The sequence below is a fragment of the Pseudomonas sp. A34-9 genome, from assembly GCF_029543085.1.
GTDB lineage: Bacteria > Pseudomonadota > Gammaproteobacteria > Pseudomonadales > Pseudomonadaceae > Aquipseudomonas.
Map to the genome: position 1 here is coordinate 3,056,550 of NZ_CP119967.1, position 23,431 is coordinate 3,079,980.

Genomic DNA, 23,431 nt, shown 5'->3' on the forward strand with positions numbered 1-23,431 from the left:
ATAAGTTTATGCCTCACCTGTTACGCATTTTTCTATTGCCTTGCGTTATTTTAATCCTTGGCCCCGGGTCGTTGTTGGCAGCTGAACCGCGCACGCTGCAAGTGTTTGGTCGATCTGAATGCAAAGACTTGCAGCTCAATCTCTCGAATGAAGAATGGGGATGGTTGCGGCAAAAGCGCAGTCTTGTGCTAGGCGCGGGGCAACCCGATTTCCCACCTTACGTAATGACCTACAGCGGCTCCCGATATGAAGGGATTGCGGCTGATATCGCCTGCATAGTCAGTCATGCATTGCATGTCGAAATCAGCGTGAAAGCTTATCCTGATCGACGTAGTGCAATGGCAGCCTTGATAAATGGCGAGATCGATTTACTCGGCAGTTCGAACAGCTACGAGATTGCCGACGGATCTATGGTGCTAAGTCAGCCTTACGTTCACGACCTGCCGGCGATTTTTGTACGAGGTGATGATCGACGACCTATGCCGGCAAACTTTGCAGGTCTGCGTATCGCGGTAGCGGATGATTACTTACCTTTGAATCAGTTGCACACTTTGTATCCCAATGCGGAATTCGTTCTCTTTCCATCTAACGAGCTAGGGTTGGCTGCGCTGGCCTTTGGCAAAGTGGACTTATATTTGGGGGATTCCGTTTCCAGCAACTATCTGATCAACCTAAACTATTTTAACTATGTTCGTCTGCATTCATTCGTCAATCTGCAAACCGGTGGTTTCAGTTTTGCGCTACGCAAGGGCAACGACCAACTTAAGCATCTGGTGGATCTGACGATCGATTCCTTGGGCGATGCGAGGATTGAGGAGATCACAAAGCGTTGGTCTGGCGGCGGGGCGCTGATGCCTAAGCGGATTGACCTTTCTCCTTCCGAAGCGCGCTGGATTGAGCAACATCCGGTCGTACGGTTTGTAATAAATGACGATCAGGCACCTTTTGCTTTCTTTGATGCCGAAGGGCATTTCGGTGGGATCGGTGCAGATATGCTCGAGCTGATCCAACAGCGAACGGGGCTGCAAATAGACGTTAAGCGTACCGACAGTTTTTCCAGCCTGAGCTCCAGTCTGCTCGCAGGTACTGCCGACCTCTCATTGCTGACACCGACGGTATCGAGGGAGGCAGGTATGCGTTTCACGTACCCGCTCCTGGTCAGTCCTTTTGTAATAGTTACAGACAAAGCATCAAACTCACCTTCAAGTTTGCAGGAGCTTCGTGGTAAACGCGTCGCGATCCCGGAAAATTCCGCAGAACATGATTTGCTCAAGGATTTCCCTGATATCCAGATCGTTGAAAGTGCTACCGTCTTAGAGGCATTAGCTGATGTGAGTGAAGGCAGAGCTGATGCAATGATTACCACCTTGCATAGTGCGCGTTATTACATCGCACACCTCCACAGCGATACGTTACGTATCTCCAATATTGTTGGCATGAGTAGAGGCTTTTTGGCTTTTGCCGCGCGTCGCTCCGATACTGAATTGGTCAGTATCCTCAATAAAGCTCTTTTAAGCATCCCACCCGACGAGCGAGATGTGATTCTCAATCGCTGGCGGCCGATAGCTGCATTTTCTGGATTGTCTTGGCGCGATTACAAGACACTGATCTACCAAATTGGTGCGAGCGCATTTCTGATCATCCTGTGCTCACTGGCGTGGAACTATTATATTCGTCGGCAGATTCGCGAGCGCAGTCGTGCTGAGCGGTTGCTTGGCGATCAGTTGAAATTCATGGGCGCATTGATCAATGGCACACCGCACCCGATTTATGTCCGTGATCGTGAGGCGAGGTTGCTGACTTGCAACAACAATTATCTGGAAACGTTCGGGTTAACCGAGCAAGACGTAATCGGCAAAACCGTACTGGAAAGCGGGAAGCGCAATCGTCAGGAAGCGCTGCACTTCCATGATGACTACCTGCGCGTTATTGAGCAGGACGAACCTTATGAAGTGGATCGCACGTTGCATGTCGGCGATACCCGCCTCATTATTTATCACTGGATTCAACCCTTTCACGATACCGCCGGAGAGGTGCGGGGGGTTATCTGTGGTTGGATCGACATCAGTGAGCGACGGGAACTAATTGAAGAATTGCGTGCAGCCAAAGAGCTGGCTGACGAATCTAGCCGAGCAAAGACAACTTTTCTGGCGACCATGAGCCATGAGATCCGTACGCCAATGAGTGCTGTGATCGGTATGCTTGAGTTGACACTCAAGCGTGCAGAGCAGGGGCACTTTGATCGTCCTGCGATTGAGGTCGCTTACGACTCTGCCAAAGGGTTGCTGGAGCTGATCGGCGATATCCTCGACGTAGTTCGAATTGAATCCGGACATGTCAGTCTTTCGCCCAAGCGCGCCAATCTAAGAGAGTTGGTGGAGTCTGTAGCGCGAGTATTCGATGGACTCGCACGCCAAAAGAGCCTCCTGCTGAAACTCGACATCGATGCCACTGTGGGTTGCGATGTTCTGGTCGATCCAATGCGCTTTCAACAGGTGCTATCGAACCTTGTGGGCAATGCCATCAAATTCACTGACACCGGACAAGTTAGTGTCTCTATCTGCGGGCAGCGCCTTGCCGATGAACGCCTGCAGGTGGACCTCAAAGTGGAGGATACGGGTATTGGAATTTCCAGTGCCGACTTACAAACACTGTTTCAGCCTTTTTCCCAGGCTAACCATGGCCCATCCCCAAGGGGGGGGACGGGGCTTGGGCTGGCAATCTCTCGTTCCTTGTGCGAATTGATGGGCGGCCAACTCAATATTACGAGCACCTTGGGTAAAGGAACTTGCCTTGAAGTGTCGTTATTTTTCAATGTGCTTAGTCCAGTGGGTGCAAAGCCTGTTCAAGTCTTGTCCAGTCAGGACAAGCCAGCGTCAACGTTGCGTATTCTGGTGGTAGATGACCAAAGTGCTAACCGTCTGTTGCTTACGCAGCAATTGGGCTTTCTGGGTCAGTCCGTACGGGATGCCGCTGATGGTGCTGCTGCATTGGCCTTGTGGCGCACGGAACCGTTTGACATCGTGATCACCGACTGCAACATGCCGGTAATGAATGGCTACGAACTCGCCCGTTCCATTCGCAAAGACGAGCGCGAAAGTGGCGCTGCACGTTGCGTCGTGTTGGGTTTCACCGCCAACGCGCAGCCCGAGGAAAAGATCAAATGCCAAGACGCCGGGATGGATGATTGCCTATTTAAGCCGATCAGCCTCAGTACGTTGACAGCCATGTTGTCGGGCTGGGAGAAAGCCGTTCAAGAGGTTGACGTCACTGATACTACAGAGGGCGTGCATACCGAGCCTGGATCGATTCGGGACCGTTTGCAAGAACTCACAGGGGGCGATATAGACATGATGAAGGCGCTCTTGCGAGAGGCGTTATACAGTTCTGAAAAGGACTTGGAAGAGTTACGCGCGCTAAATTCCGACAGCGATCCAGGGCATCTCGCCGATTTGGCTCACAGGATTAAAGGCGCTGCGCGCATTGTTGGAGAGCAGCAGGTTATAGATGCGTGTAGTGACGTGGAGGAGGTGTGCCATGCCCCAGTCTTCAGTCTGAGCGAAATCAAACGTCATGCGTTGAAATTGGAGGTGGCTCAGGCTGAGCTGATCAAAAAAATCAAGCGCCTAGAGCTGTAGCAAGAGTTTGCTGTGCTTTGCGGATTGGAGCTCTAGGAGCAGGCACGCTGGATTGTGGCCAAGAGTAGCGGTATATGACTCCGTACTCTTGGCCAATATTATCCAGGAACAAGTGAGCGAATAACAGGATTTGTCTTGTTCGAAAGGCGTATTCAAATATCAAGCTCGTTCAAGGGTTTCCAAATAACCCTTGACCCCTTAGCCGGCAGTTCCGCTGCTGCCTTAAGTCTGCTTCAATTCGGCTGTATCACCTTGTTCTGATCCAGCAGATGCGTTTTGAGGCAATTCTTGTTTGGGACTTCACTTGAATCGGTTATTTTCTTTAAGATAAGAATAGAGAAGCCGAAGGTGATTGATGTTTTTTGAAAAGCCGAGTTGTAGATCGATGAAGATCTTGATTGCCGATAAGGACATCAAGCGCGGTGAGTCGATTGAACACCAGTTCAACAAGTTGGGTTACTTTAGCGTATTAACACTATCGAATTATCGCGATTTGAGGACGCTTACTTATTATTGCCCTCAGAGGCTGGGGATGGTAGTCGTCAGTGAGGAATTACTTGAAGAAATGGCGATCGAGCCAACCCGTTTCTTTGAAGAAAATGCCTTGATTCGACATTTGCTGGTTTTTAACCCGAAAAAAGATCACCTCTGGTCAAAAACATTCTTTAATCCTCATCCCACGCGCTGGATGCGTCTGGTTTCGAAGTTTGATTTTGAGCAGTTAACTGATTTTCTCATGTTGGTTGATCCAGTATCAGAAGAGGTCATCCAGTCGGACTCGCTTTTTAAGTAATCTATAGGCTTGGCGGCAGATGAAGGCTTCAATCGCGATATCTACTGATATTTTTAGCGTTTAGAATTCACTCGATCCTATCATCTAGTAACTCGTTGTGTTTTTCTCATAATAATAATTAAGGAAAAGTATCATGCTACTTCGGAAACTGAGTCTCGCTCCGCGATCCACCCTTTTCTTTGGTTCTTTTGTTTGATGATTATTATCATCGGCGTACTTTGCCTGCGACACAGGTTGATCTTCTTAATAAAGCCGAAACGTACGTTGAGACCAATATTGTCCCGAGTATAAAGTTGCTAGGGCTGCTGGATAGAGGGTTTGTCGAGATCAAAGGTAATAACGCCCGCCTACGAAACCCAATTGAATCAAATGATCGCAAGCCACGGGCGATGGAAGATATTCAGCGATCCCGACAGTTAGTCAACAAATATGAGCGAGCATTGAGTGATTTGATTGTGGCGGCGGATGGTCGCCAGGTATTCGAAGAATTTGCCCGGGCTCGGCGGGTTTGCGATAAAGCTCAGGATGAATATCTTGCCACTGTGAAAGAGGGACACTTGGTGCAGCGATTTCATTACAGCGTTCAGGTAACCTCCACTGAAGTCCAAGCGCTTTCGACGATGGCGACTGATATCAGTAAGGTACTGGATTCATGAGGCAGCGGATCAAACTAACTTGTTGGCTTTGGATACAGCGATTGAAGCGGCAAGAGCTGGAGAGGCGGGGAGGGGTTTTGCTGTGGTTGCAGATGAAGCAAGGGCGCTTGCTCAGCGAGCCCAGCAATCGACCAGGCGCATAGTACGCTCGATATGGTAAAAGTTGCCGGAAAAGTGTTAGTTAGCACTAACGTCTCGTTAAATCTGATTAACGAACGCAATCAGATGATGGCAGCAGCAGAGCAGCAGAGCAGGAGAGCAGCAGAGCAGCAGAGCAGCAAGCGCTAGTGGCGCGTGAAGTTGATCAAAATCTGGCGAGCATTCGTGATCTTTCGTGCGAGACAGCCGAAGGGACTATACAGACCGCCGCCGCGTCCGCGGAGCTATCTCGGCTAGCGGCGGATTTGAATGTGCTGACCAAGAAATTTGGTTTTTGAATAAGTGTACTATTTGTACTTGGTTTTTATTGGATAACTAATTCATAGTTAGTGTGCTAATTTTTTGTTCGGTCGTGTATAGGGGGTAAGGCTGTCGGGTGGGCGATTCAGGGAGGCTGATGATTTCAATGTACACCTGTTGGAAAAATGTGGAAGCTTGCGTAAGTTTTTGACTGGTGTTGATTTCTATACTAGTCACAACTCAAGCAAGCATGTGAATCTAAAGGTAGTTAATTAAAAGCATAATTTCAGCATTTGCCGTGCCGGGCACTATATCTGCTTGTGAAACTCCAGGACGTCTAACATATTTTTCAAGCATTTCGATTGAATAGCTTCGACTGCCTGGCTGAAAAGTACTTGCCGCGTAGAAGTTGCCATTTAAATCATAATTGGTTCCATATTCACCTAGTAGTTGTAGTCCGACGCCCTTGGCAGTAGAAGAAGCGTTTAAACTAATCAAGCCAGACTTTGCGTCTATTGCGGGTGAACTAGCGGCTGGTATCAGTCTATAGTGTATTTTGTTAATTATATTAGGGTGGTCAGTGAGTTTAATCGAAAAGGGAATATATTGAGGGTTGTTGGTATCAAATAACGTGCTTGCACGGGTCAGTGATAACTCGGCAACTTGCTCAACTTGGCATCGGTGCCAACACCAATGCCTTGTAGAGTCGAAGGTGGGATGGCACCGCCGGACCTGCGGCGGACAAGTCTTATGCCTCGGCTATGCGGCGAGGCTATCCTCCCAGCTGTTCGTCCGAGGTGGATAGAAAAGCCACATGTTCTGTGGCGTTCTCATTAAGGAAGGCCTGCCGGCATTCGTCTTGCCCGCCAAGGGTCGGTTAAGTTTTTGGATCCATTGGCATAAACGAGCTCGTTAGCAATTACGTCTCTCGGTGTAACCCTCTGGAAGTTCGGACGATGAGCAAGAAATCACGTCCTGATTGTTCGGGCCGCAGTCCTCGATAAAAGTAACCGGCGCAAATTCGTCAATCACCAGTGTCGGGTAAGTCGGCCCGGTATCGCGGTAGTGGCGCATAAGATCCAGGTGTTCATTCTGAAAGCACACGGTTTTCTCCGGGGCCAGGGCGACCCATTGCGGGAAGAAAATAACCCCGTGCAAATGCTTCTCCGCGAAATTAATTGCCACGCTTACCGTGGTGCCGGTGGGCTCGCTCCAGGAAACCTTGCAGACGTCGTCCGATAGCCGCACGATGTGGGCTTCTTGATCGCGGACCCAACGCCCGCCTACCATCCCACTGTGGATACGGTAGTCAATAGTTCGGTCGTTCTTGAGGTACAACTCATACTGCCAGCCGTTTTCGTAGGTATAGATAAAATGCTTGCCGATAAACTGGCCAAGTTGTTCTGGCTTGGTGGATTCAAAAAGATCAGCCATCTAGGTTCTCCTTATCTCATTGCTGTAGGCGACTAGTCGTCACGTGTGTACGATTACATCCTAAAACCGGACAAGCACTTAAACCAATGCTTTGTTTCGCTCATTGAGTACTTTTAAGGTATGGATAAATCCTCATGGAACTTCGGCATCTCCGATATTTTGTAGCTGTTGCTGAGAGGGGCGGGTTTACCGCTGCCGCCGAACATCTGCATACCGCGCAACCCTCACTAAGTCGGCAAATCCGGGATCTGGAGGCCTATGTTGGCACCGCGCTATTCGAGCGCTCCAGTCGCCACGTTGAGCTGACCAAGGCTGGTCACGTTTTTTTGGATGAGGCTCGCCTGACGCTCGCTCAGGCTGGTCGTTCAGTGGAACGGGCGCGGCAAGCGGCACTCGATCATTCTGGGCGTCTGACTCTGGGTTTTGTATTCGGTGTCGAGGCCGAGCAACTCATGCGGGTGATGAGCACTTTGCATGGAGAGCTTCGGCATATGCAGCTCATACTGCACACCCAATCTTCACCGATGCTGATAACGGAGTTGCTGGAGCGCCAAATTGATGTCGCGTTCATCCGGCCTTCGAGTCATACGCAGGGTCTGAATGTGCGGACGCTGCGCAGCGAGAAACTGATTGCCGCGGTGCCGGCTGATCACGCCTTAGCGAAGCAAACTACGATTCGTCTCACACAACTCGCCGCAGAACCCATGATCGGAGTGCCGCGCGAACAGGCGCCCGTACTATATGACGCCATCCAGGAATATGCGGATCGATATGGCGTGGCGTTGCAGCCCGTTTATCATTCGGAAACCCTGATGATGGCGCTGTCATTGATCACTTCTGTCGGTGGGGTGTGTTTGTTGCCAGAGCATTCGGCACTCATCTTTCCCAAGGGGGTGGTGGCAGTACCTCTGGTTGAAGAGACGCCTTTATTGGAGCTCGCGTTGGCCTGGCACCCTGAGAATAGATCATCTGCTTTGGCGGCATTCATTAATGCATTTCTTGGTAAAGAACCGCAAAGCTGATCGGATGATTTGGTGGTTGATGACCATTCAACCGAAACGGTGGGCGGTGTGCAAAAGATCGAAGCGCTGGGCGCGCTCAAGCTGCTGTCGGGCGGATCTGCGAGCTCGGCTGCTGTGGACGATCTGCACCAGGCCACTGACCGGTATCCGAATCAGGTTGTGGGTCAGAAGCGCAACACCGCGCTGGGTGGCGATATGCAGGAGCGAATGGGGGGGGCGTTACCGCTTTTACTCTTAGGTCGCGCATCTGAGATTCTGCTTCTGGAATCCCGATTGCTTCCAGGTGTCATCGAGCCTTTCCGACTTGCCGCTGAAAGGGTAGGTGACGCTGGATATCAGCTATAACGAAGGTGCGCTGCAACGCCACTTTACCGTCTACATCGAACTCTGCACCTCTGCAAATTCTGTCGCGCAGGTGCTGTCTGCCAAGAGTTGGCCACTGTGCTGGCCAACCCGCTGCCGTTGAACCTGCGTCATGTAGATCTGCGCGCTGTGCTGGCCGAGGTCGGCGAACGAACCGGCCTGCGCTTTAGCGTTCCTGATCACCCTTACGCCAGCGTAAAAGCACCTTACTTCTAAAACCTTGTTGCCGGTTGCCAGGCAATGGATAGCCTTGCCCGGGTCTTCAGCATTCCCGACTTCAACGGGCACCAGCTGGACAACGGTGAAGTGTTTCCGGCAGCTGGACCGACAGTTTTTTTGGTGCCCGGGCGCCACTACAAATCCCCACGGTGTTTTGGCCGGAACGAATCGGCCTTGAGCGCCTGCTCCAGCGTCTCGTGGAGAGGGCTGAGTTTGTTGAAGGTTGCGCACCGTTGGTACGTTGTTTGAGTGGCTTCGGGCGCTCTGACCCATTTTCAGATGGTGTTTCACGACAGCCTGGTACGCTTGGCTATCTGATGGAGCGAGAGCTAGTCGCGAAGTACATCCTTCGGATTTTTCCCAGCATTTCCACGCTGATGACCCTGTGTTCTCCTGACTTTTGGATTTGCATAAAACGTCTGCAAGGCCCGTCCGCGGAAGGGGAATAAGTGAGTTTTGTGCCGATTTTTTGAGGCGCAGATTTCTGTCGGCCATCGGACAGTTACCCGCTGAAAATGTCGGCGAAACGGGTGACTGCATAACCTTGATCGTGTATCCGCCTTGGTACAAATCTTTCATCCACAGCGTCGACGGCCTATCGCGCGGCCTGTGAAAATGAGACTTTTCTCATTTTCACAGATAACGCGGAACTTCAAAATTTACCTTGAAGAACTACTCGTTCTCCACAAATGAGGATTACTAAGAACTACAGAGCACTTTCTCCTCAGGCATTCAAATTCCAGAGCGCTATATGTGTTAGAGCTCCAGCGTAAAAACGAAGGTCATAATTGATGAAGGTGAAATATATCGGTTTGCTGGCAGTGCTGTTAAGTTGGTCACTTAATGCAGCGGCAGTCTGCCAGTTTCTCAGCGGGCATCAGCAAAGTTCCGTGAGTATTGAAATCCCTTCAAATCTTTCAATACCCCGTGGCGCCCTGGCTGGAACTGTGATATATGAATCCCCTGAATTTTCTCCGCCGGGACTAATTAATAGCTCGTATAAATGCACAACCTCATATCTGATAGGTGCCAAGAACAATGTGGGCACTACTACGCCAACAGCATTACTTTTTCCAATAGGCAATACAGGAGTTTCTTGGAAATTGCGTTCGACCTCATACGGCCAGCTAACGGGTTATCCAGATCCAAGCCACAGCGGTTATGCGGGTAGCTTTGGCTTCAATGCCACGCGCTAGCAATTGAGCTTAATCAAGGAGAAAGACGTGACGGGCAGCATCACAATCCCATCTGGCATTCTCGGCTACCTCCAACTCGGAGAAATAACTCCACTATCTTTTAAAACCAACGGTGCCACCATCACCCAGACAACCTGCGAAACACCGGATATCACTGTCCCAATGGGTACTTTCACGCTCAGCGAAATTGGGAGTGCACCGGGAAGCACCGCGACGCCTGTTGCTTTTGGCATAAAATTGAATAATTGCCCAGCAGGCATGAATATAATAAGTTATAGTTTCACGAGAGTCGGCGATACTTATGATTACAAAAATGGTGTCATCCGTTTGAATTCCAGCTCCACGGCTAAGGGTGTTGGCATCCAGATAAAACATTCCAATGGCCGACCAGCCGTAGTTGATGGTGCTACCCTAGAGGTTTATGACGGCTATGATTCAAAAGGAGGGTACTTTGAAATCCCAATGACTGCTGCTTACTATCGCATGCAGCTTGATGAGTTAAAGCCCGGCACGGCCAATGCTGAATTGAACTTTACAATTGAATATTTGTGACTGGTATAGCGATTTGCATGTTCATATTTTCAATTAATTCAAACGCATCGCTGACAACCTGAAATAGTTAATCGATTCCGACCCAATCCTGTTCTTCGGTGCCAACAGATGCTGCTCCTTCGCAGCGATGCTACGGCGCAGCCCCTCAATTCGCCCCTGCATATCGCCTCCAATCGTGGCGTTGTGCTTCTGCCCTACAACCGGATTCCGATCCTGGCCAGTGGCCTGGTGCAGATCGTCCACCGCCGCCAAGCTTGTGGATCCGCCCAACATCAGCTAGAGCGTGCGATCCGAAGGAGCGGCGCCGTTAGACTGACGTTCGTCTGCCTGGCCTTTGGAATACTGTACCCCGGCAGCCTGAGTTCTTTCCGCAATTTATGTTGAGGTGCCGGTTTCACTGCCTTTAAACAGACACAAGGTTTCTGGAATGCGGAAAATACTGGCGCTAAGCATATGATTTATAGATAGAAAGATATGGACTTAAAATCCCCCGCTCGTAAGGGCGTGCCGGTTCGATTCCGGCTTCGGGCACCATCTTAAATCAAGGGTTTGCGGGCGAAAGCTGATGCAAGCCCTTGTTCGTTTCTGGGTTGCAATCCAGGTCATAAGCGCGCCGAAGTTGGTGCAATCCCATTCCTTGGGGCTTACAGGCAAAGGAATGCGGAGTTCCTTGGCTGTTATCGGCAGTTTGCAGGCGTTACGAATAAGAAGCCCGGACGTATCCGGGCTCGTCGGGGAAAAATTCAGCGCGAATCCACTTCTTTCGAAGAGCGAGAGGAAGATCTTTCACTCCGTCTCCGAAGCCAGCTGGAGAACGCGTGCACCGGGTGTAGGGAGGCGGCAAGCACGCCTATGAGCATGATGATGAAGATGGCAACGAGCGGGATGCTTTCGTGCGAGAACATGGTGGGTTACTCCTGTAGTCACTATGTCGGAACCCGCAGCCTAGACGCATCGAGCCATGTTTTCGATGAACGTATGTTCATCCTTCGGTGCCTCATTTGTGCTACAGCGAGGCTCACCAGATTGGCGGGATTGAGTCCACGTGGATGTTCGGACAATGCCGCGCTGCACCATGAACATCAAAGGCCTGCATGAGTTTTCTCATGCAGGCCTTTTTTGTGCCTTGCCAATACGCAATTGCTAGACGAAGGCTTGCCCGCTGAAGCCGCGAGGCAAGCGCTGAAGGCCGGCCATTGAGGTCAGGCGCTCGATCCATTCCGCGCGCCAGTTTGTTGCTCCGTGGGAGGTTTTGGCCTGACGGGCCATGCGGCGGGTCGCGTTGCGCTGATCCTTTCGCGCCTGTTTGTAGGCATCGGTATTGCGGCAACTGCGGCATTTCACGCGATTGAGTTCGCGGCTTGCCGACAGTTGTTCGCCTTTATGGCCGCAGGCCAGATGGCCGTCGACGTTGAAATGGATAACCATGACTGTCTCCTTTGCTACATGTATAAGTTATGACAACTCACGGACTGCAACCGTTCGCCGTTTCGGTGCAGGCAAAAAAACACCCGCATGCGGGCGGGTGAGAGCGTTACTTTGCAAAGGAGTGATTTCACTGTACTCGCGCAGATGTAGTCGTCATGTGAAAAACTGGAAAAATAAACGTAACGAGCAGACACAAGCGCGGTGACCCATGTGTCACCGCTAATGAGCAAACACCTGAAACCCTGACAGGGTAGAGGTCATCTGAACCGAGGCAGCGGCCGATCAACAGGCTTTAGCGCCGTCAGCGTATTGCGAATCAGCGGAGCATCTTTCTCGATGTCGTTCAGCCGATCACGAATGCGCAGGGCGGTCGGGTGTCCGCCTTGGTGATCGACCCAATCGGCGATCTCTTTGCAGGCGGCTGCGAGGCGCGCTTGCCGAGCGTCGAGCAGGGTGAGGAGGGTGGTGATGGACTCTTTTTCGGACATGGAACACCTCCGTTCTATGAAACCTGAGCTGCAGCAAAAAGCCCGCGTGTTGCGAGCCTTCTGCCGTGGGGTGCTGCTCCTTCAGCTGGTTTCAGTATTGACCCGCTTCTGATCGGCATCAGCCGGATGGCGCGCGGGCCGGTAGTGGGGAACTGACTGCGTTGAGTCGCCTGCATTCGCGCTGCGCGTCTTGCTCTGCATCATAGCCGTCGCCGATGAAACCGCCGGTGCGAGTGTCGCAGATGCGAAACCAGCCAATGGCTTCTGCGGGATCATGCTGACTGTCTCCGGCGCGTCGACCGTGAATGATGATCTTGTTGCAACGCTTCACGACGAAAATGTCTTCCATGGCGTCACCGCAGCTGATTCGTGTCAGATCAACTATAGAAGCCCTCGGCAATCGTGCAAAAAATAGACAGCTCAGCTCGTCGGTTGCCAGCACCAGCCATCGGGATGCCAGATCAAATAATGGCTTGGGTTTAACGCCCGTAGAAACGCTTGATCGTGGGAAACCGCGACAATCGCCCCGGGAAACGTCTGCAAGGCGTGTTCGAAAGCTTGCACCGACGCCAGGTCCAGATGATTGGTCGGCTCATCCAGCAGCAGTAATTGCGCGGGTGTCTGGCGCCACAACGCCAGGGCAAGGGCTGCTTTCAAGCGTTCGCCGCCACTGAGTGAGGCGCAGGGCCGGGTGACACGCTGCGCGTCCAGTTGCAGATGTGCGAGGAGACTGCGCAACTCTCCTTCGCTCAAAGGCGTCTGCTGTGCCAGTAACTGATCGACAATCGATGTGTGCTCATCCAGCAGCTTCAGCTGTTGGTCGAGAAAGGCAAAAGGTACGTGCGTGGTGCACTCACCACTCACAGGCGCCCATTCACCCGCCAGCAATTTCAACAGCGTCGATTTGCCACAACCGTTGCGACCGCTGACAGCGATGCGCATCGGCCCTTGAATGGCCAGGTCAACGCGGGTGGTGGGCGCATCTGCCGGTAACCATGGCAAGCACGCGTCGATCAGCGTGCACACCCGCCGATTGCTCGGCACCACGCTCCCCGGCAGACTGATCAGCACGCCGTCGTCGCGCAGGACGTTTTCGTAAGCTTCGCGAACACGCTGATCCAGATCGGCCTTGCGTGCCAGGTGGCCGACTTTTACCTGCCCCATGATGTCCCGCGCGGCGGCTTTCAACGCCGCCCGCTCGAAGCCCGAAACGTTGGCACTTTGTACGTGGCGACGGCTGCCGGCGGCATGGCGCTGGATCGTGTCGTGCTCGCGTTGCAGCCGCGTACGTTCGCGCTGACGTTCGATACGGGCCTGATCGAGTTGTGCCTGCGCCGCCTGTTGATGCATCCGGCGTTGCTCGGTGAAATCCGAAAACCTTCCGCTGAAAACTGTCACTCCCAAAGCCGTAAGTTCGACAATTCGCGGTATCTGCTCCAGCAGTTGGCGGTCGTGACTGACGACGATCAGGCCACCACGCCAGCGCTCAAGCAAACGCATCAGCCATTGCCGACCGGCGCTGTCGAGGTGATTGCTCGGCTCGTCGAGCACCAGCAATGGCGCCTGGCTCAGCAGGGCGCCGATCAAGGCAATTCTGGCTTGCTGGCCACCGCTGAGGTGTTCCGTCAGGTCCGAAGCTGTGATGTCGGCCAACCCGGCATCATTGAGCATCTGGTGCAAACGCTCCGCCAGATCCCAGCGTTCGTCGATCAGGTCGAAGTCGTTGGCAGTCGCACGGCCGTGTCTTAGTCGCTGCAGTGCGCTGAGCACCGAGGCTGTCCCCGTTGCGTCGGCTACGGTTTGCCCGGGTGTGGCGATGAACGTTTGTGCGACGTAATGCACGCAAACCGAACGTGCCAGGCTGCCGGTGCTGGGTTGCAATTGCCCGGCAATCAAACGTGCAAGCACGCTTTTGCCAGCACCGTTGCGCCCGACGATCGCGGTCGGTTGATCATCGAAGGTCAGGTTCAGGTCTTTGAACAGTGTTGCGCCATTGGCGAACTGAAAGCCCATTTGATTCAGGGAAACGAATGCGGGTGTACGCGAGACGTGAGTCATCGGCACCTCCAAAAAATGTCGTGAAAACTGACAAACGCCGAAAACGGCGTGTCGCGAGTACATTTTTAGAAGGCTGGATTGTTCACTTCTGCGGTCGTCCGAAGGAGGGGAAGGTCGCTAGCCTAGATGACGCTCTCCTGCGGATCAAGATGCGTCGGTCATCTCGCTCATTCGCTCGAGAAACATCGCCAGCGCCACTTCTTCCGCACGCAGGCCTTTGCGCACACGCGGGCGGGGCAGTTCAGCGAGGGCGCCGAGCATGAATTTCTCGACCACGGCGGGGTGGATATAGCACTTGCGGCACACCGCCGGGGTGTTGCCCAATTGCTTGGCGACGCCTTTGACCATCTCCACCACATGCCGTTTGGCCTCGCTCTCGGACTGCCATTGCAACTCGCGTAACACCGCCAAAGCCAACGCGCTACCCGCCCACGTGCGGTAGTCCTTGGCCGTGAAATCAGCGCCGGTCAGGGTTTTCAGGTAAGTGTTGACGTCGGAAGAGCTGACGCTGTGTCGCTCGCCGTTTTCATCCAGGTACTGAAACAGGTTCTGTCCGGGAATCTCCAGGCAACGTTTGATGATGCGGGCCAGGCGTCGATCCTTGACGGTGATCTGGTGTTCAATGCCGCTCTTGCCGCGAAACTGAAACAGGATCGCGCTGCCGTTGACCTCCACATGTCGGCTGCGCAGGGTGGTCAGGCCGTAGGAGCGATTGTCGCGGGCGTATTGCGTGTTGCCGACGCGAATCAGTGTGGCGTCGAGCAGCGTGATCACCGTGGCCATGACCTTGTCACGACTGAAACCGGGCGCGGCCAACAGTGCCTCCAGTTGTTTGCGCAATTTTGGCAATGCCAGGCCAAACTCGCGCAGGCGGGAATACTTGTCGGCATCACGCACTTCGCGCCAGCGCGGGTGATATCGATATTGCTTGCGACCACGGGCATCGCGGCCGGTGGCTTGCAGGTGGCCACGCGGGTCCGCGCAGATCCATACGTCGGTATACGCTGGCGGCACGGCGAGGGCATTGATGCGTTTGATTTCGTCGGTGTCGGTTATGCGCTGACCTGACGGTTCGAAGTAGCTGAACTTGCCGCGCAGCTTCTTGCGGGTGATACCTGGCTGGGTGTCATCGACGTAATGCAGATCGGAGGGCAGTTCGGCAATCAGCTCGGTGTCGGGCATGGCGGTTTCCTTCGAGGCGCGGCGGTCTGTAAAACCATTGACCGCGCGCCGTTGCCGTGGTGCCGAATGATTCAGGCGAGAACCGCGACCGCTTTGATCTGCGCCCACAATGGCTGGCCCGGGTGCACGCCCAATTGATCTCTGGAATAGCGCGTGATGCGCGCGAGCAGCGGGGTGCCGCCAGCATCGAGACGAATCAGTACGTGGGCGGCGTTGTCTGCCGGTTGCTCGCTGACCACCGTCACCGGCAGTCGATTGAGAATGCTGCTGAACTCGCTGTTGTGCAGGGTCAGGCTGATATCGCGTGCGTGTACCTTGCAGCGCAGGGCCTGACCCACTGCCATCGGCGCGTGGGTGACACGGATGCTCAGGTCGGTGGCCGGCAATTGCAGACTCAGCAATTGATACTCCGCATGGTAAGCGCTGACCTGGCCTTCAATGATCACACCGGCGTCATCGCCCATCGCCATCGGCAGATCCAGACGCGCAAGAGTTTCGCCGATCGGGCCGCTGGCCAGCGCCTTGCCTTCGCTGAGCAACACCAGGTGATCGGCCAGGCGGGCGACTTCATCCTGTGCATGGCTGACGTACAGCACTGGAATATCCAGTTCGTCATGCAGGCGTTGCAGGTAAGGCAGGATTTCACTTTTGCGCTGGCTGTCGAGCGCCGCCAGTGGCTCGTCCATCAATAGCAGCTTCGGGCTGGTCAGTAACGCTCGGGCGATGCCGACACGCTGGCGCTCGCCTCCCGACAAGTGCTGCGGATGGCGTTCGAGCAACTGCGCGATGCCCAGGAGTTCGGTGGCCTGCGCCATGTCGACCCGACGCTGGGATCTGGCGATACGCTTGAGGCCGAACTGCAGATTGGCCAGCACCGACAGGTGGGGGAACAGGCTGGCTTCTTGAAACACATAGCCGAGCGCACGTTTGTGCGGCGGGACGAAAATGCCGTTTGCGCTGTCCTGCCAGATTTCGTCGTTGATCCGGACAAAGCCTTGTTCGGCGCGCTCAAGCCCGGCGATACAGCGCAGGCAGGTGGTTTTACCCGAGCCGGAATGCCCATACAGCGCGGTCACGCCACGCCCCGGCAAATTCAGCTCGACGTCGAGGCTGAAGCCCGAATAGACAATGTTCAGACGTACATCAATCATCACTCAGCTCCAGCCTGCGCGGGTCTTGCGGCTGGAGTACAACGCCAGCAACACCAGAAACGAGAACACCAGCATCGCCCCGGCCAGCCAGTGCGCCTGTGCGTATTCCATCGCTTCGACGTGGTCGTAAATTTGTACGGAAACCACGCGGGTCTTGTCAGGAATGTTGCCACCGATCATCAGCACCACGCCGAATTCACCAACGGTATGCGCGAAGCCGAGGATCGCCGCCGTGACAAAACCGGGGCGAGCCAGTGGCAGAATCACGCTGAAAAAAGTGTCCCACGGATTGGCGCGCAGGGTAGCGGCGACTTCCAGTGGGCGGGTGCCGATCGCCGAGAACGCGTTTTGCAATGGTTGCACCACGAAAGGCATGGAATAGATCACCGAGCCGATCACCAGGCCAGTGAAACTGAAGGTCAAGGTGCCCAGGCCCAGCCATTGGGTGAATTGGCCGAGAAACCCGTGCGGGCCCATCATCAGGAGCAGATAGAAACCGATGACGGTCGGTGGCAGCACAAGGGGCAGGGCGACAATTGCTCCGATCGGGCCGCGCAACCACGAACGGGTGCGCGACAGCCACAGGGCAATCGGAGTGCCGACCACCAACAGGATCGCGGTAGTCAGTGACGCCAGTTTCAGGGTCAGCCAGATCGCCGCGAAATCGGCACTCGTCAGCGACATTTAGAGCTGGTAACCGTAGGACTTGATCACCGCAGCGGCTTTCGGGCCTTTAAGGTATTCAACCAGTGCCTTGGCAGCGGCATTGTCTTTGCCTTTGTTGAGGATCACGGCGTCTTGTTTGATCGGATCGTGCATGCTCGCCGGGACGATCCATGCCGAACCGCTGCTGACTTTGCCGTCCTTGTAGATCTGCGACAGCGCGACAAAACCCAGTTCGGCGTTGCCGGTGGAAACGAATTGGTAAGCCTGCGTGATGTTCTGGCCTTCAACGATTTTGGCTTTGGTGGCTTCGGTCAGTTTGAGCTTTTCCAGCACTTGTGTGGCTGCCAGGCCGTAGGGCGCCGCTTTCGGATTGGCGATGGACAGGTGCTGGTACTCGTTCTTTTTCAGAACCTCGCCTTTGGCATCGACATAGCCTTCTTTCGCCGACCACAACGCCAGAGTGCCGATGGCGTAGGTGAAGCGCGAACCTTTGACGGTGTCGCCTTCTTTTTCGAGTTTTTCCGGGGTGGTGTCGTCAGCGGAGAGGAACACTTCAAACGGCGCGCCGTTTTTGATCTGGGTGTAGAACTGGCCTGTGGCGCCGTAGGCAGCAACCAGCTTGTGCCCGGTGTCTTTCTCAAAATCGGCGGCGATGGCCTGGATCGGCGCGGTGAAGTTGGCTGCAACCGCCACCTGCACTTCATCAGCTTGAGCAGCGCCGATGGCGAAGACGGCGAGTAAAGAGGTCAGGCAGGCAGGGGCAAAACGTGAGGCACGAATGGTCATGTAACGGCTCCGTGTTGGCTAGTGCAGAGGGCAGTTATTGTTGGAGGTGGACTGCGCCGATGCGAGGGGGGGAATTCGCTATATAGCGAAATATATAGCGAAATACCGCCAAACGGGAAGCGTTGGTTAAAACCAGATTGAGGATGCTTGATCCTCACTCTGTTTTGCGTCACTGGCGAGTGAGTTTTGCCAATGCACCTTCGGCCAATTGCCGGGTCAGTTCAGCGCTGCCGGTGTCTTTACCGAGAGTGAATGCCTGACCGGCCCAGAGGTTGGCAAACGCTGCTTCGTTGATCGCTCGCAGTGGCATCAGTGCACCACCGGCCAAGGGGAATGCCGGTGCCTTCGGCGACATCGGACCCAGCTCACGCATGACGCGGTTGAGAATACCCCGCGCGGGTCGCCCGGTGAAGATATTGGTGATCGCCGTTTCGCTCTCTTTGGCGGTGCGCAGCGCTTTGTGGTGAGCGGCGCTGACTTTCGCTTCCGGCGTGAACAGATAGGCTGTGCCGACCTGCACCGCCGAAGCGCCCAACAAGAACGCCGCCGCCACACCGCGCGCATCGGCAATGGCTCCGGCTGCAATCACCGGCACTTTCACCGCATCGACCACCTGAGGCACCAGGGCAAACGTGCCGACCTGACTGCTCAGATCATCGCTGAGAAACATGCCGCGATGGCCGCCGGCCTCGTAGCCCATGGCGATGATCGCGTCGCAGCCGTGCTGCTCCAGCCAGATCGCTTCATCGACAGTGGTGGCCGAGGAAAGAATTTTCGCCCCGGTTGCCTTGACCCGATCCAGCAGGGATTTCTCTGGCAGACCGAAGTGGAAACTCACGACCTCAGGTCGAAATTCTTCCAGTACGTCGCAGGCGGCCGCATCGAACGGTGCTCGGTTCGACACCGGTGTCGGTGCAGCGAAATCGGCACCCAGTTCGCGGTAATACGGCTCCAGCAGATGCTTCCATTCACCGGCGCGTTGCTCATCGACCGGCGGTGGCTGATGGCAGAAGAAGTTGACGTTGAAGGGCTTGCGGGTGTGTTGGCGAATGGTGTTCAGCTCTTCGCGCAATTGCTCGAGGCTCAGCATCGCCGCCGGCATTGAGCCAAGGCCGCCGGCATTGCACACGGCGATGACCATGGACGAATTCGTCGCGCCGGCCATCGGGCCCTGGATGATTGGCAGTTCAATGCCGAGCAGGTCAAGAAGGCGGGTGTCTGGCCATTGGCTCATGACGGCTGTACTCCAAATCATGAAAGGTAAAGCCGGTTTTTTAGCAGTAAAAGCGGATCCGCAGCCAGTTCGAAATTCAGAACAACCCGTGCAGTTTTTCAGCGTCGATGAAATCCGCCACCCCCTCCGCCGCCAAACGAGTGATTCATGAATTGCGAGGAGTTGTGAAAATTGTTGGTGCGCTGGTTGCCGAAATTGAACGTCAGCCGGCACAGCATCAACATCATGAGAAACGAGCGCGGGTAAGACATTGTCAGCTCCATCGACAGGCCGATTTCTAAAGGAATAACGGCAAAACCACGACCGTCGAAAAAGCATAGTCGCCCGCGTTGGAAATACCCGGCGGATTCGCCGATTGGCGCAAAGTCGTATGTGGCAGCGTGTTGCGATGTGGTATTTCAAGGCACGACATTCTGAAAAACAGTCATGCGAGGCAGTCATGTTCAACGCCATTGTGATCGACAAAGACGACAGCGGTTATCGCGCCAATGTGCAGCAAGTCAACGAAGATCAGTTGCCCGAAGGCGATGTCACCGTCGCTGTTGCGTACAGCACGCTGAACTTCAAGGATGGTCTGGCGATTACCGGCAGCAGTCCGGTGGTACGCAAGTTTCCGATGGTGCCGGGGATCGACCTGGCGGGCACCGTAGAAGCCAGTTCCCACCCCGACTATAAGGTGGGTGATCAGGTGGTGCTCAATGGCTGGGGTGTCGGCGAAAATCACTGGGGTGGTCTGGCGCAGAAGGCGCGGCTCAATGGCGACTGGCTGATTCCTTTGTCCAAAGCCTTTACAGCGGCGCAAGCCATGGCCATCGGTACGGCTGGGTATACGGCGATGCTGTGCGTTCTCGCGCTTGAGCGTAATGGCGTGGCGCCGGATCAGGGGGAAGTGTTGGTCACGGGGGCCAATGGTGGCGTTGGCAGTTTCGCCATCGCTTTGCTGAGCAAGCTTGGCTATCGTGTCGTCGCGTCGACTGGCCGGGTTTCCGAGCATGAATATCTGCAGCAGTTGGGTGCCGGTGAAATCATCGACCGCGCCACGTTGTCAGCGCCCGGCAAGCCACTGGCCAAAGAGCGCTGGGCAGCGGTGATCGACTCGGTGGGCAGTCATACGTTGGCCAATGCCTGCGCCAGCACGCGCTCCGAAGGTACCGTCGCCGCCTGTGGTCTGGCGCAGGGCATGGATTTCCCGGCGTCGGTTGCCCCGTTCATTTTGCGTGGTGTGACCCTGGCCGGCATCAACAGCGTGACCCAGCCCAAGGCGCGCCGTCTCGAAGCGTGGGCGCGTCTGGCCAAGGATCTGGATGTCTCGTTGCTGGCATTGATCAGCCATGAAATCGGCCTGAGCGAGGCCATTGATGCGGCGCCGAAGTTACTTGCCGGACAGCTTCGCGGGCGGGTTGTGGTGGACGTCAATCGCTGACAGAGTAGGTGCCGTCGCGGCTCTGCGAGGGCCGCATTTCAATCGAGAGGGAGTGGCACATTCGATTTCAGCGGCGCTTCGCCACTGACTTCGAGGCCTGCACCGGCCCCGAGTCAGTCGCGGTCTACATCGGTATCCGTTAAGGCTGCGTCTCGCGCTCAAGCAATTGACGTTTGCGCTCGACGCCCCAACGATAGCCCGAAAGATTGCCATCGCTGCGCACCACGCGGTGGCAAGGGATCGCCACCGCCAAACGGTTGGCCCCGCACGCCTGGGCTACCGCGCGCATGGATGTCGGTGCGCCAATGCGCTGGGCAATCTCGGCGTAGCTGGCCGTCTGGCCCAGCGGAATTTCCCGCAGCGCCTGCCACACGCGTTCCTGAAACGCCGTGCCACGAACGTCCAGCGGCAGGTCCAGGCCAATCGCCGGCGCTTCGATAAATCCCACGACTTTGGCGATCAATTGCTCGAAGCCGGTATCGGCGCCAATCAGGTTGGCTTGACGAAACTGGTCCTGCAGATCGCACACCAATTGATGCGGATCGTCACCCAGCAGAATCGCACACACACCACGTTCGCTTTGCGCCACCAGAATCGCTCCGAGCGAACATTGGCCGACGGCGAAGCGAATGTCGTTGTTCTTCCCGGCAGCGCGATAGTCGCCGGGTTTCATTCCCAGCAAATGATCCGCTGATTCATAGAAACGGCTATTGGAATTGAAACCGGCGTCGTACAGCGCATCGGTTACCGAGCCGCCGTCTGCCAGGCGCTCACGGACTTTGCGCGAGCGATGCGCCGTTGCGTAGCCCCTGGGCGTCAACCCCGTCGCGGCCTTGAAGACGCGATGGAAATGAAACGGACTCAGACCGGCGGTTTGCGCCAGTTCGTTGAGCGCCGGCAACGTCTCGGCGGATTCGATATGGCGGCAGGCAATGGCGACGGTCGCGGCATGCTGCGCGGCAACATCACTCTGATCCTTGCTGGCTCGTTTGCTCGGCCGATAGCCGGCAGCCTCGGCCTGCTCAGCGGTATCGAAAAACTCGACGTTCTGCGGTTTTGGCAAGCGTGAGAGGCTGCTCGGGCGGCAGTAGATGCCGGTGGTTTTCACCGCATAGACAAATTGCCCGTCCGCCCGTGAATCTCGTGCAACCACAGCGGCCCAGCGCGGATCATTTTCAATCGTGAAGGGGGTCGAAAGCGTTTTCATGAGGGGTTGTCCGTTGACCTGTTTGATTCAGGTTAACCAGCGTCGCAAGGCGCAACACTCCGGGCCTTGCGGTCAAATTTTTTGCAGGCTATCCGGCCACGCGAAAGGTCAGATTGATTCGCTGTTCACCCAGACGCGGATGCCGGCCTTGCTTGATCGGCAGTACACCGTGAAAGCGCAAGCGATCAACGCCACCCCAGACCACCATGTCGCCATGCAGCAAGGCAATGCGCTGGCTCTTGTCGCTGCGACTGAAACCGCCGAAGAGGAACATTGCCGGCAACCCCAGTGACAGCGAAACGATCGGTGCACTGTAGGCCTTTTCGTCTTTATCCTGGTGCAATGACATCTTGGCGCCGGGGACATAGCAGTTGATCAGGCAGGAATCGGCGTTAAAGTCAGCGAATCCGGCTTGCGCGGCCGCCGCGTGCGCCAGTGCTGCGAATACTTCCGGCATCGCTGGCCATGGCAAATCACTGAGCGGGTCGACGCTGGAGTAACGATACCCGTGGCGATCAGTGATCCAGCCCAAAGCGCCGCAGCTGCTGGTGCCCACCGACATGCTGAACCCACCCGGCGTGACCATGTGGCGCAAGGGCGCTGCGGCAAGAGTCGCATCTAGCGCCGGCAGGATCTGCTCGATCAGCGGCAGGGCGAAACCATGCAGCACCCACGATTGCTCGCCAATCTGCTCGGCGCGGGGGCGTTGTTCGGGTTCATGATCGGCGAACAGATCGAAAGTGCTCGGTTGCATGTGGGTCAAGTGGCGTCGTGAAAGATGATGCCTAGGGTATGCCTTTTTCCACTGTGCAGGCGACTGACGCCGTGGCGCATCGTCACCCGATAATCACCGCGTACACCTTTGGCCGGGCGCTGATTCACGGCAAAGATCACGGCATCACCTTTCGTCAGATCGAGTACGTGCGGGCGAGACTGCATGCGCGGGCGCTGCTCGGTGAGAACGAATTCACCCCCGGTAAAGTCTTGCCCGGGTGCTGACAGAAGAATCGCTACCTGCAGCGGAAAAACCGATTCGCCGTACAGGTCCTGATGCAGGCAGTTGTAGTCCTGCGGGCCGTATTGCAAAAGAAGAGGGGTAGGGCGTATCTGGCCTGCTGCATGGCAGCGCTGAAGAAATTCGGCGTGGTTCGCCGGAAAACGCTCGGGCAGGTTCATGCGTTCGTACCAGCGATTGGCCAAGGCCACCAGGCGCGGGTACAGCGCGCCGCGAAGGCGTTCTACGGGCGTCGGCAGGGGATAACGAAAATATTTGTACTCGCCGCGACCGAAACCGTGGCGGGCCATGATGACCTGCGAACGAAACGGTTCGGTCTGCTGATACAGCTCACTCAATTGATCGCAGGTCTCGGCCAGCAGCAGCGAACGGATGATTGCGTAGCCGTCCTGATCGAGCTGCCGCTCAAGGCTTGCCCAGTCGAGTGAATCCAGACGAGAGGGTGACATCGACATGCTGACTCCTTGACGCTGGGTCGAAGAAAGTCAGTCTAGGCAGGACGTAGCGGCAGAACACTCCGC

At 55.2% G+C, this 23,431-nt stretch carries 20 protein-coding genes and 5 pseudogenes; 10 read left to right on the forward strand and 15 right to left on the reverse strand.

Annotation, left to right across the window (positions count from 1 at the left end):
- Nucleotides 1-8 precede the first annotated feature (8 nt).
- The 4 genes and pseudogenes from P3G59_RS13610 to P3G59_RS13625 form a co-directional block, all read left to right on the forward strand.
- Nucleotides 9-3,638 carry a transporter substrate-binding domain-containing protein gene (locus P3G59_RS13610; protein WP_277761959.1) on the forward strand — a complete coding sequence of 1,210 codons (3,630 nt, stop codon included), beginning with the start codon at nt 9-11 and terminating at the stop codon, nt 3,636-3,638.
- A gap of 385 nt (nt 3,639-4,023) precedes the next feature.
- Nucleotides 4,024-4,431: a hypothetical protein gene (locus tag P3G59_RS13615; RefSeq protein ID WP_277761960.1), complete on the forward strand. Its 408-nt coding sequence runs from the start codon at nt 4,024-4,026 to the stop codon at nt 4,429-4,431.
- A gap of 179 nt (nt 4,432-4,610) precedes the next feature.
- The gene (locus tag P3G59_RS13620) at nt 4,611-5,087 is read left to right on the forward strand and encodes a hypothetical protein (RefSeq protein WP_277761961.1); all 477 of its coding nucleotides are present in this window, start codon (nt 4,611-4,613) and stop codon (nt 5,085-5,087) included.
- Nucleotides 5,088-5,091: 4 nt separating this feature from the next.
- Nucleotides 5,092-5,524: pseudogene (locus P3G59_RS13625) on the forward strand (methyl-accepting chemotaxis protein); the annotation flags it as partial.
- An 874-nt stretch (nt 5,525-6,398) separates the two neighbouring features.
- Here P3G59_RS13625 and P3G59_RS13630 read toward each other — a convergent pair.
- Nucleotides 6,399-6,920: a phenolic acid decarboxylase gene (locus tag P3G59_RS13630; protein WP_277761962.1), complete on the reverse strand. Its 522-nt coding sequence runs from the start codon at nt 6,918-6,920 to the stop codon at nt 6,399-6,401.
- Nucleotides 6,921-7,054: 134 nt separating this feature from the next.
- Here P3G59_RS13630 and P3G59_RS13635 point away from each other — a divergent pair, with 134 nt between their 5' ends.
- The 3 genes and pseudogenes from P3G59_RS13635 to P3G59_RS13645 all read left to right on the forward strand — a co-directional run.
- A complete protein-coding gene (locus tag P3G59_RS13635) occupies nt 7,055-7,942 on the forward strand; it encodes a LysR substrate-binding domain-containing protein (RefSeq protein ID WP_277761963.1) in 888 nt (295 codons plus the stop codon).
- A gap of 15 nt (nt 7,943-7,957) precedes the next feature.
- Nucleotides 7,958-8,158 (forward strand): annotated as a pseudogene (locus tag P3G59_RS13640) (hypothetical protein); the annotation flags it as partial.
- Nucleotides 8,159-8,225: 67 nt separating this feature from the next.
- Nucleotides 8,226-8,670: pseudogene (locus P3G59_RS13645) on the forward strand (hypothetical protein); the annotation flags it as partial.
- 3 nt (nt 8,671-8,673) lie between these two features.
- On the opposite strand, the pseudogene P3G59_RS13650 reads toward P3G59_RS13645, so the two are convergent.
- A pseudogene (locus P3G59_RS13650) lies at nt 8,674-8,888 on the reverse strand (IS21 family transposase); the annotation flags it as partial.
- A gap of 427 nt (nt 8,889-9,315) precedes the next feature.
- On the opposite strand from P3G59_RS13650, the gene P3G59_RS13655 reads away from it, so the two are divergent.
- Both P3G59_RS13655 and P3G59_RS13660 read left to right on the forward strand, forming a co-directional pair.
- A complete protein-coding gene (locus tag P3G59_RS13655) occupies nt 9,316-9,720 on the forward strand; it encodes a hypothetical protein (protein WP_277761964.1) in 405 nt (134 codons plus the stop codon).
- A 27-nt stretch (nt 9,721-9,747) separates the two neighbouring features.
- Nucleotides 9,748-10,272 carry a fimbrial protein gene (locus P3G59_RS13660; RefSeq protein WP_277761965.1) on the forward strand — a complete coding sequence of 175 codons (525 nt, stop codon included), beginning with the start codon at nt 9,748-9,750 and terminating at the stop codon, nt 10,270-10,272.
- Between the two features lie 7 nt (nt 10,273-10,279).
- Here P3G59_RS13660 and P3G59_RS13665 read toward each other — a convergent pair.
- The 10 genes and pseudogenes from P3G59_RS13665 to P3G59_RS13710 form a co-directional block, all read right to left on the reverse strand.
- Nucleotides 10,280-10,554 (reverse strand): annotated as a pseudogene (locus tag P3G59_RS13665) (hypothetical protein); the annotation flags it as partial.
- Between the two features lie 861 nt (nt 10,555-11,415).
- Nucleotides 11,416-11,700 (reverse strand): hypothetical protein, encoded by a 285-nt coding sequence (locus P3G59_RS13670; RefSeq protein ID WP_277761966.1) that lies wholly within the window; start codon nt 11,698-11,700, stop codon nt 11,416-11,418.
- Between the two features lie 257 nt (nt 11,701-11,957).
- Nucleotides 11,958-12,188: a hypothetical protein gene (locus P3G59_RS13675; RefSeq protein WP_277761967.1), complete on the reverse strand. Its 231-nt coding sequence runs from the start codon at nt 12,186-12,188 to the stop codon at nt 11,958-11,960.
- A 118-nt stretch (nt 12,189-12,306) separates the two neighbouring features.
- A complete protein-coding gene (locus tag P3G59_RS13680; RefSeq protein ID WP_277761968.1) occupies nt 12,307-12,537 on the reverse strand; it encodes a hypothetical protein in 231 nt (76 codons plus the stop codon).
- Between the two features lie 71 nt (nt 12,538-12,608).
- A complete protein-coding gene (locus P3G59_RS13685) occupies nt 12,609-14,246 on the reverse strand; it encodes an ATP-binding cassette domain-containing protein (RefSeq protein WP_277761969.1) in 1,638 nt (545 codons plus the stop codon).
- Between the two features lie 144 nt (nt 14,247-14,390).
- Nucleotides 14,391-15,428 carry a DNA topoisomerase IB gene (locus P3G59_RS13690; RefSeq protein WP_277761970.1) on the reverse strand — a complete coding sequence of 346 codons (1,038 nt, stop codon included), beginning with the start codon at nt 15,426-15,428 and terminating at the stop codon, nt 14,391-14,393.
- 71 nt (nt 15,429-15,499) lie between these two features.
- Nucleotides 15,500-16,579: a molybdenum ABC transporter ATP-binding protein gene (modC, locus tag P3G59_RS13695; protein ID WP_277761971.1), complete on the reverse strand. Its 1,080-nt coding sequence runs from the start codon at nt 16,577-16,579 to the stop codon at nt 15,500-15,502.
- Between the two features lie 3 nt (nt 16,580-16,582).
- A complete protein-coding gene (modB, locus tag P3G59_RS13700) occupies nt 16,583-17,263 on the reverse strand; it encodes a molybdate ABC transporter permease subunit (RefSeq protein ID WP_008082690.1) in 681 nt (226 codons plus the stop codon).
- Complete coding sequence (modA, locus tag P3G59_RS13705; protein WP_277761972.1) at nt 17,264-18,031, reverse strand: molybdate ABC transporter substrate-binding protein; 768 nt, start codon at nt 18,029-18,031, stop codon at nt 17,264-17,266.
- A gap of 169 nt (nt 18,032-18,200) precedes the next feature.
- The gene (locus P3G59_RS13710) at nt 18,201-19,265 is read right to left on the reverse strand and encodes a nitronate monooxygenase (RefSeq protein WP_277761973.1); all 1,065 of its coding nucleotides are present in this window, start codon (nt 19,263-19,265) and stop codon (nt 18,201-18,203) included.
- 439 nt (nt 19,266-19,704) lie between these two features.
- Between P3G59_RS13710 and P3G59_RS13715 the strand changes: the two genes are divergently transcribed.
- Nucleotides 19,705-20,688 carry an MDR family oxidoreductase gene (locus P3G59_RS13715; RefSeq protein WP_277761974.1) on the forward strand — a complete coding sequence of 328 codons (984 nt, stop codon included), beginning with the start codon at nt 19,705-19,707 and terminating at the stop codon, nt 20,686-20,688.
- 139 nt (nt 20,689-20,827) lie between these two features.
- On the opposite strand, the gene ada is transcribed toward P3G59_RS13715, so the two are convergent.
- The 3 genes from ada to P3G59_RS13730 all read right to left on the reverse strand — a co-directional run bounded on the left by ada (nt 20,828) and on the right by P3G59_RS13730 (nt 23,365).
- On the reverse strand, nt 20,828-21,895 hold the full coding sequence (gene ada, locus P3G59_RS13720) for a bifunctional DNA-binding transcriptional regulator/O6-methylguanine-DNA methyltransferase Ada (RefSeq protein ID WP_277761975.1): 1,068 nt from the start codon (nt 21,893-21,895) through the stop codon (nt 20,828-20,830).
- An 88-nt stretch (nt 21,896-21,983) separates the two neighbouring features.
- A complete protein-coding gene (gene alkB / locus P3G59_RS13725) occupies nt 21,984-22,649 on the reverse strand; it encodes a DNA oxidative demethylase AlkB (RefSeq protein ID WP_277762151.1) in 666 nt (221 codons plus the stop codon).
- Between the two features lie 5 nt (nt 22,650-22,654).
- The gene (locus tag P3G59_RS13730; protein WP_277761976.1) at nt 22,655-23,365 is read right to left on the reverse strand and encodes a 2OG-Fe(II) oxygenase; all 711 of its coding nucleotides are present in this window, start codon (nt 23,363-23,365) and stop codon (nt 22,655-22,657) included.
- Nucleotides 23,366-23,431 lie beyond the last annotated feature (66 nt).

Excerpts from the sequence above, each read along its gene's own strand:
- P3G59_RS13610 (WP_277761959.1), top strand. The coding sequence starts at position 9 with ATGCCTCACCTGTTACGCATTTTTCTATTGCCTTGCGTTATTTTAATC.
- P3G59_RS13615 (WP_277761960.1), top strand. The coding sequence starts at position 4,024 with ATGAAGATCTTGATTGCCGATAAGGACATCAAGCGCGGTGAGTCGATT.
- P3G59_RS13630 (WP_277761962.1), bottom strand. The coding sequence starts at position 6,920 with ATGGCTGATCTTTTTGAATCCACCAAGCCAGAACAACTTGGCCAGTTT.
- P3G59_RS13635 (WP_277761963.1), top strand. The coding sequence starts at position 7,055 with ATGGAACTTCGGCATCTCCGATATTTTGTAGCTGTTGCTGAGAGGGGC.
- P3G59_RS13655 (WP_277761964.1), top strand. The coding sequence starts at position 9,316 with ATGAAGGTGAAATATATCGGTTTGCTGGCAGTGCTGTTAAGTTGGTCA.
- P3G59_RS13670 (WP_277761966.1), bottom strand. The coding sequence starts at position 11,700 with ATGGTTATCCATTTCAACGTCGACGGCCATCTGGCCTGCGGCCATAAA.
- P3G59_RS13675 (WP_277761967.1), bottom strand. The coding sequence starts at position 12,188 with ATGTCCGAAAAAGAGTCCATCACCACCCTCCTCACCCTGCTCGACGCT.
- P3G59_RS13680 (WP_277761968.1), bottom strand. The coding sequence starts at position 12,537 with ATGGAAGACATTTTCGTCGTGAAGCGTTGCAACAAGATCATCATTCAC.
- P3G59_RS13685 (WP_277761969.1), bottom strand. The coding sequence starts at position 14,246 with ATGACTCACGTCTCGCGTACACCCGCATTCGTTTCCCTGAATCAAATG.
- P3G59_RS13690 (WP_277761970.1), bottom strand. The coding sequence starts at position 15,428 with ATGCCCGACACCGAGCTGATTGCCGAACTGCCCTCCGATCTGCATTAC.
- modC (WP_277761971.1), bottom strand. The coding sequence starts at position 16,579 with ATGATTGATGTACGTCTGAACATTGTCTATTCGGGCTTCAGCCTCGAC.
- modB (WP_008082690.1), bottom strand. The coding sequence starts at position 17,263 with ATGTCGCTGACGAGTGCCGATTTCGCGGCGATCTGGCTGACCCTGAAA.
- modA (WP_277761972.1), bottom strand. The coding sequence starts at position 18,031 with ATGACCATTCGTGCCTCACGTTTTGCCCCTGCCTGCCTGACCTCTTTA.
- P3G59_RS13710 (WP_277761973.1), bottom strand. The coding sequence starts at position 19,265 with ATGAGCCAATGGCCAGACACCCGCCTTCTTGACCTGCTCGGCATTGAA.
- P3G59_RS13715 (WP_277761974.1), top strand. The coding sequence starts at position 19,705 with ATGTTCAACGCCATTGTGATCGACAAAGACGACAGCGGTTATCGCGCC.
- ada (WP_277761975.1), bottom strand. The coding sequence starts at position 21,895 with ATGAAAACGCTTTCGACCCCCTTCACGATTGAAAATGATCCGCGCTGG.
- alkB (WP_277762151.1), bottom strand. The coding sequence starts at position 22,649 with ATGCAACCGAGCACTTTCGATCTGTTCGCCGATCATGAACCCGAACAA.
- P3G59_RS13730 (WP_277761976.1), bottom strand. The coding sequence starts at position 23,365 with ATGTCGATGTCACCCTCTCGTCTGGATTCACTCGACTGGGCAAGCCTT.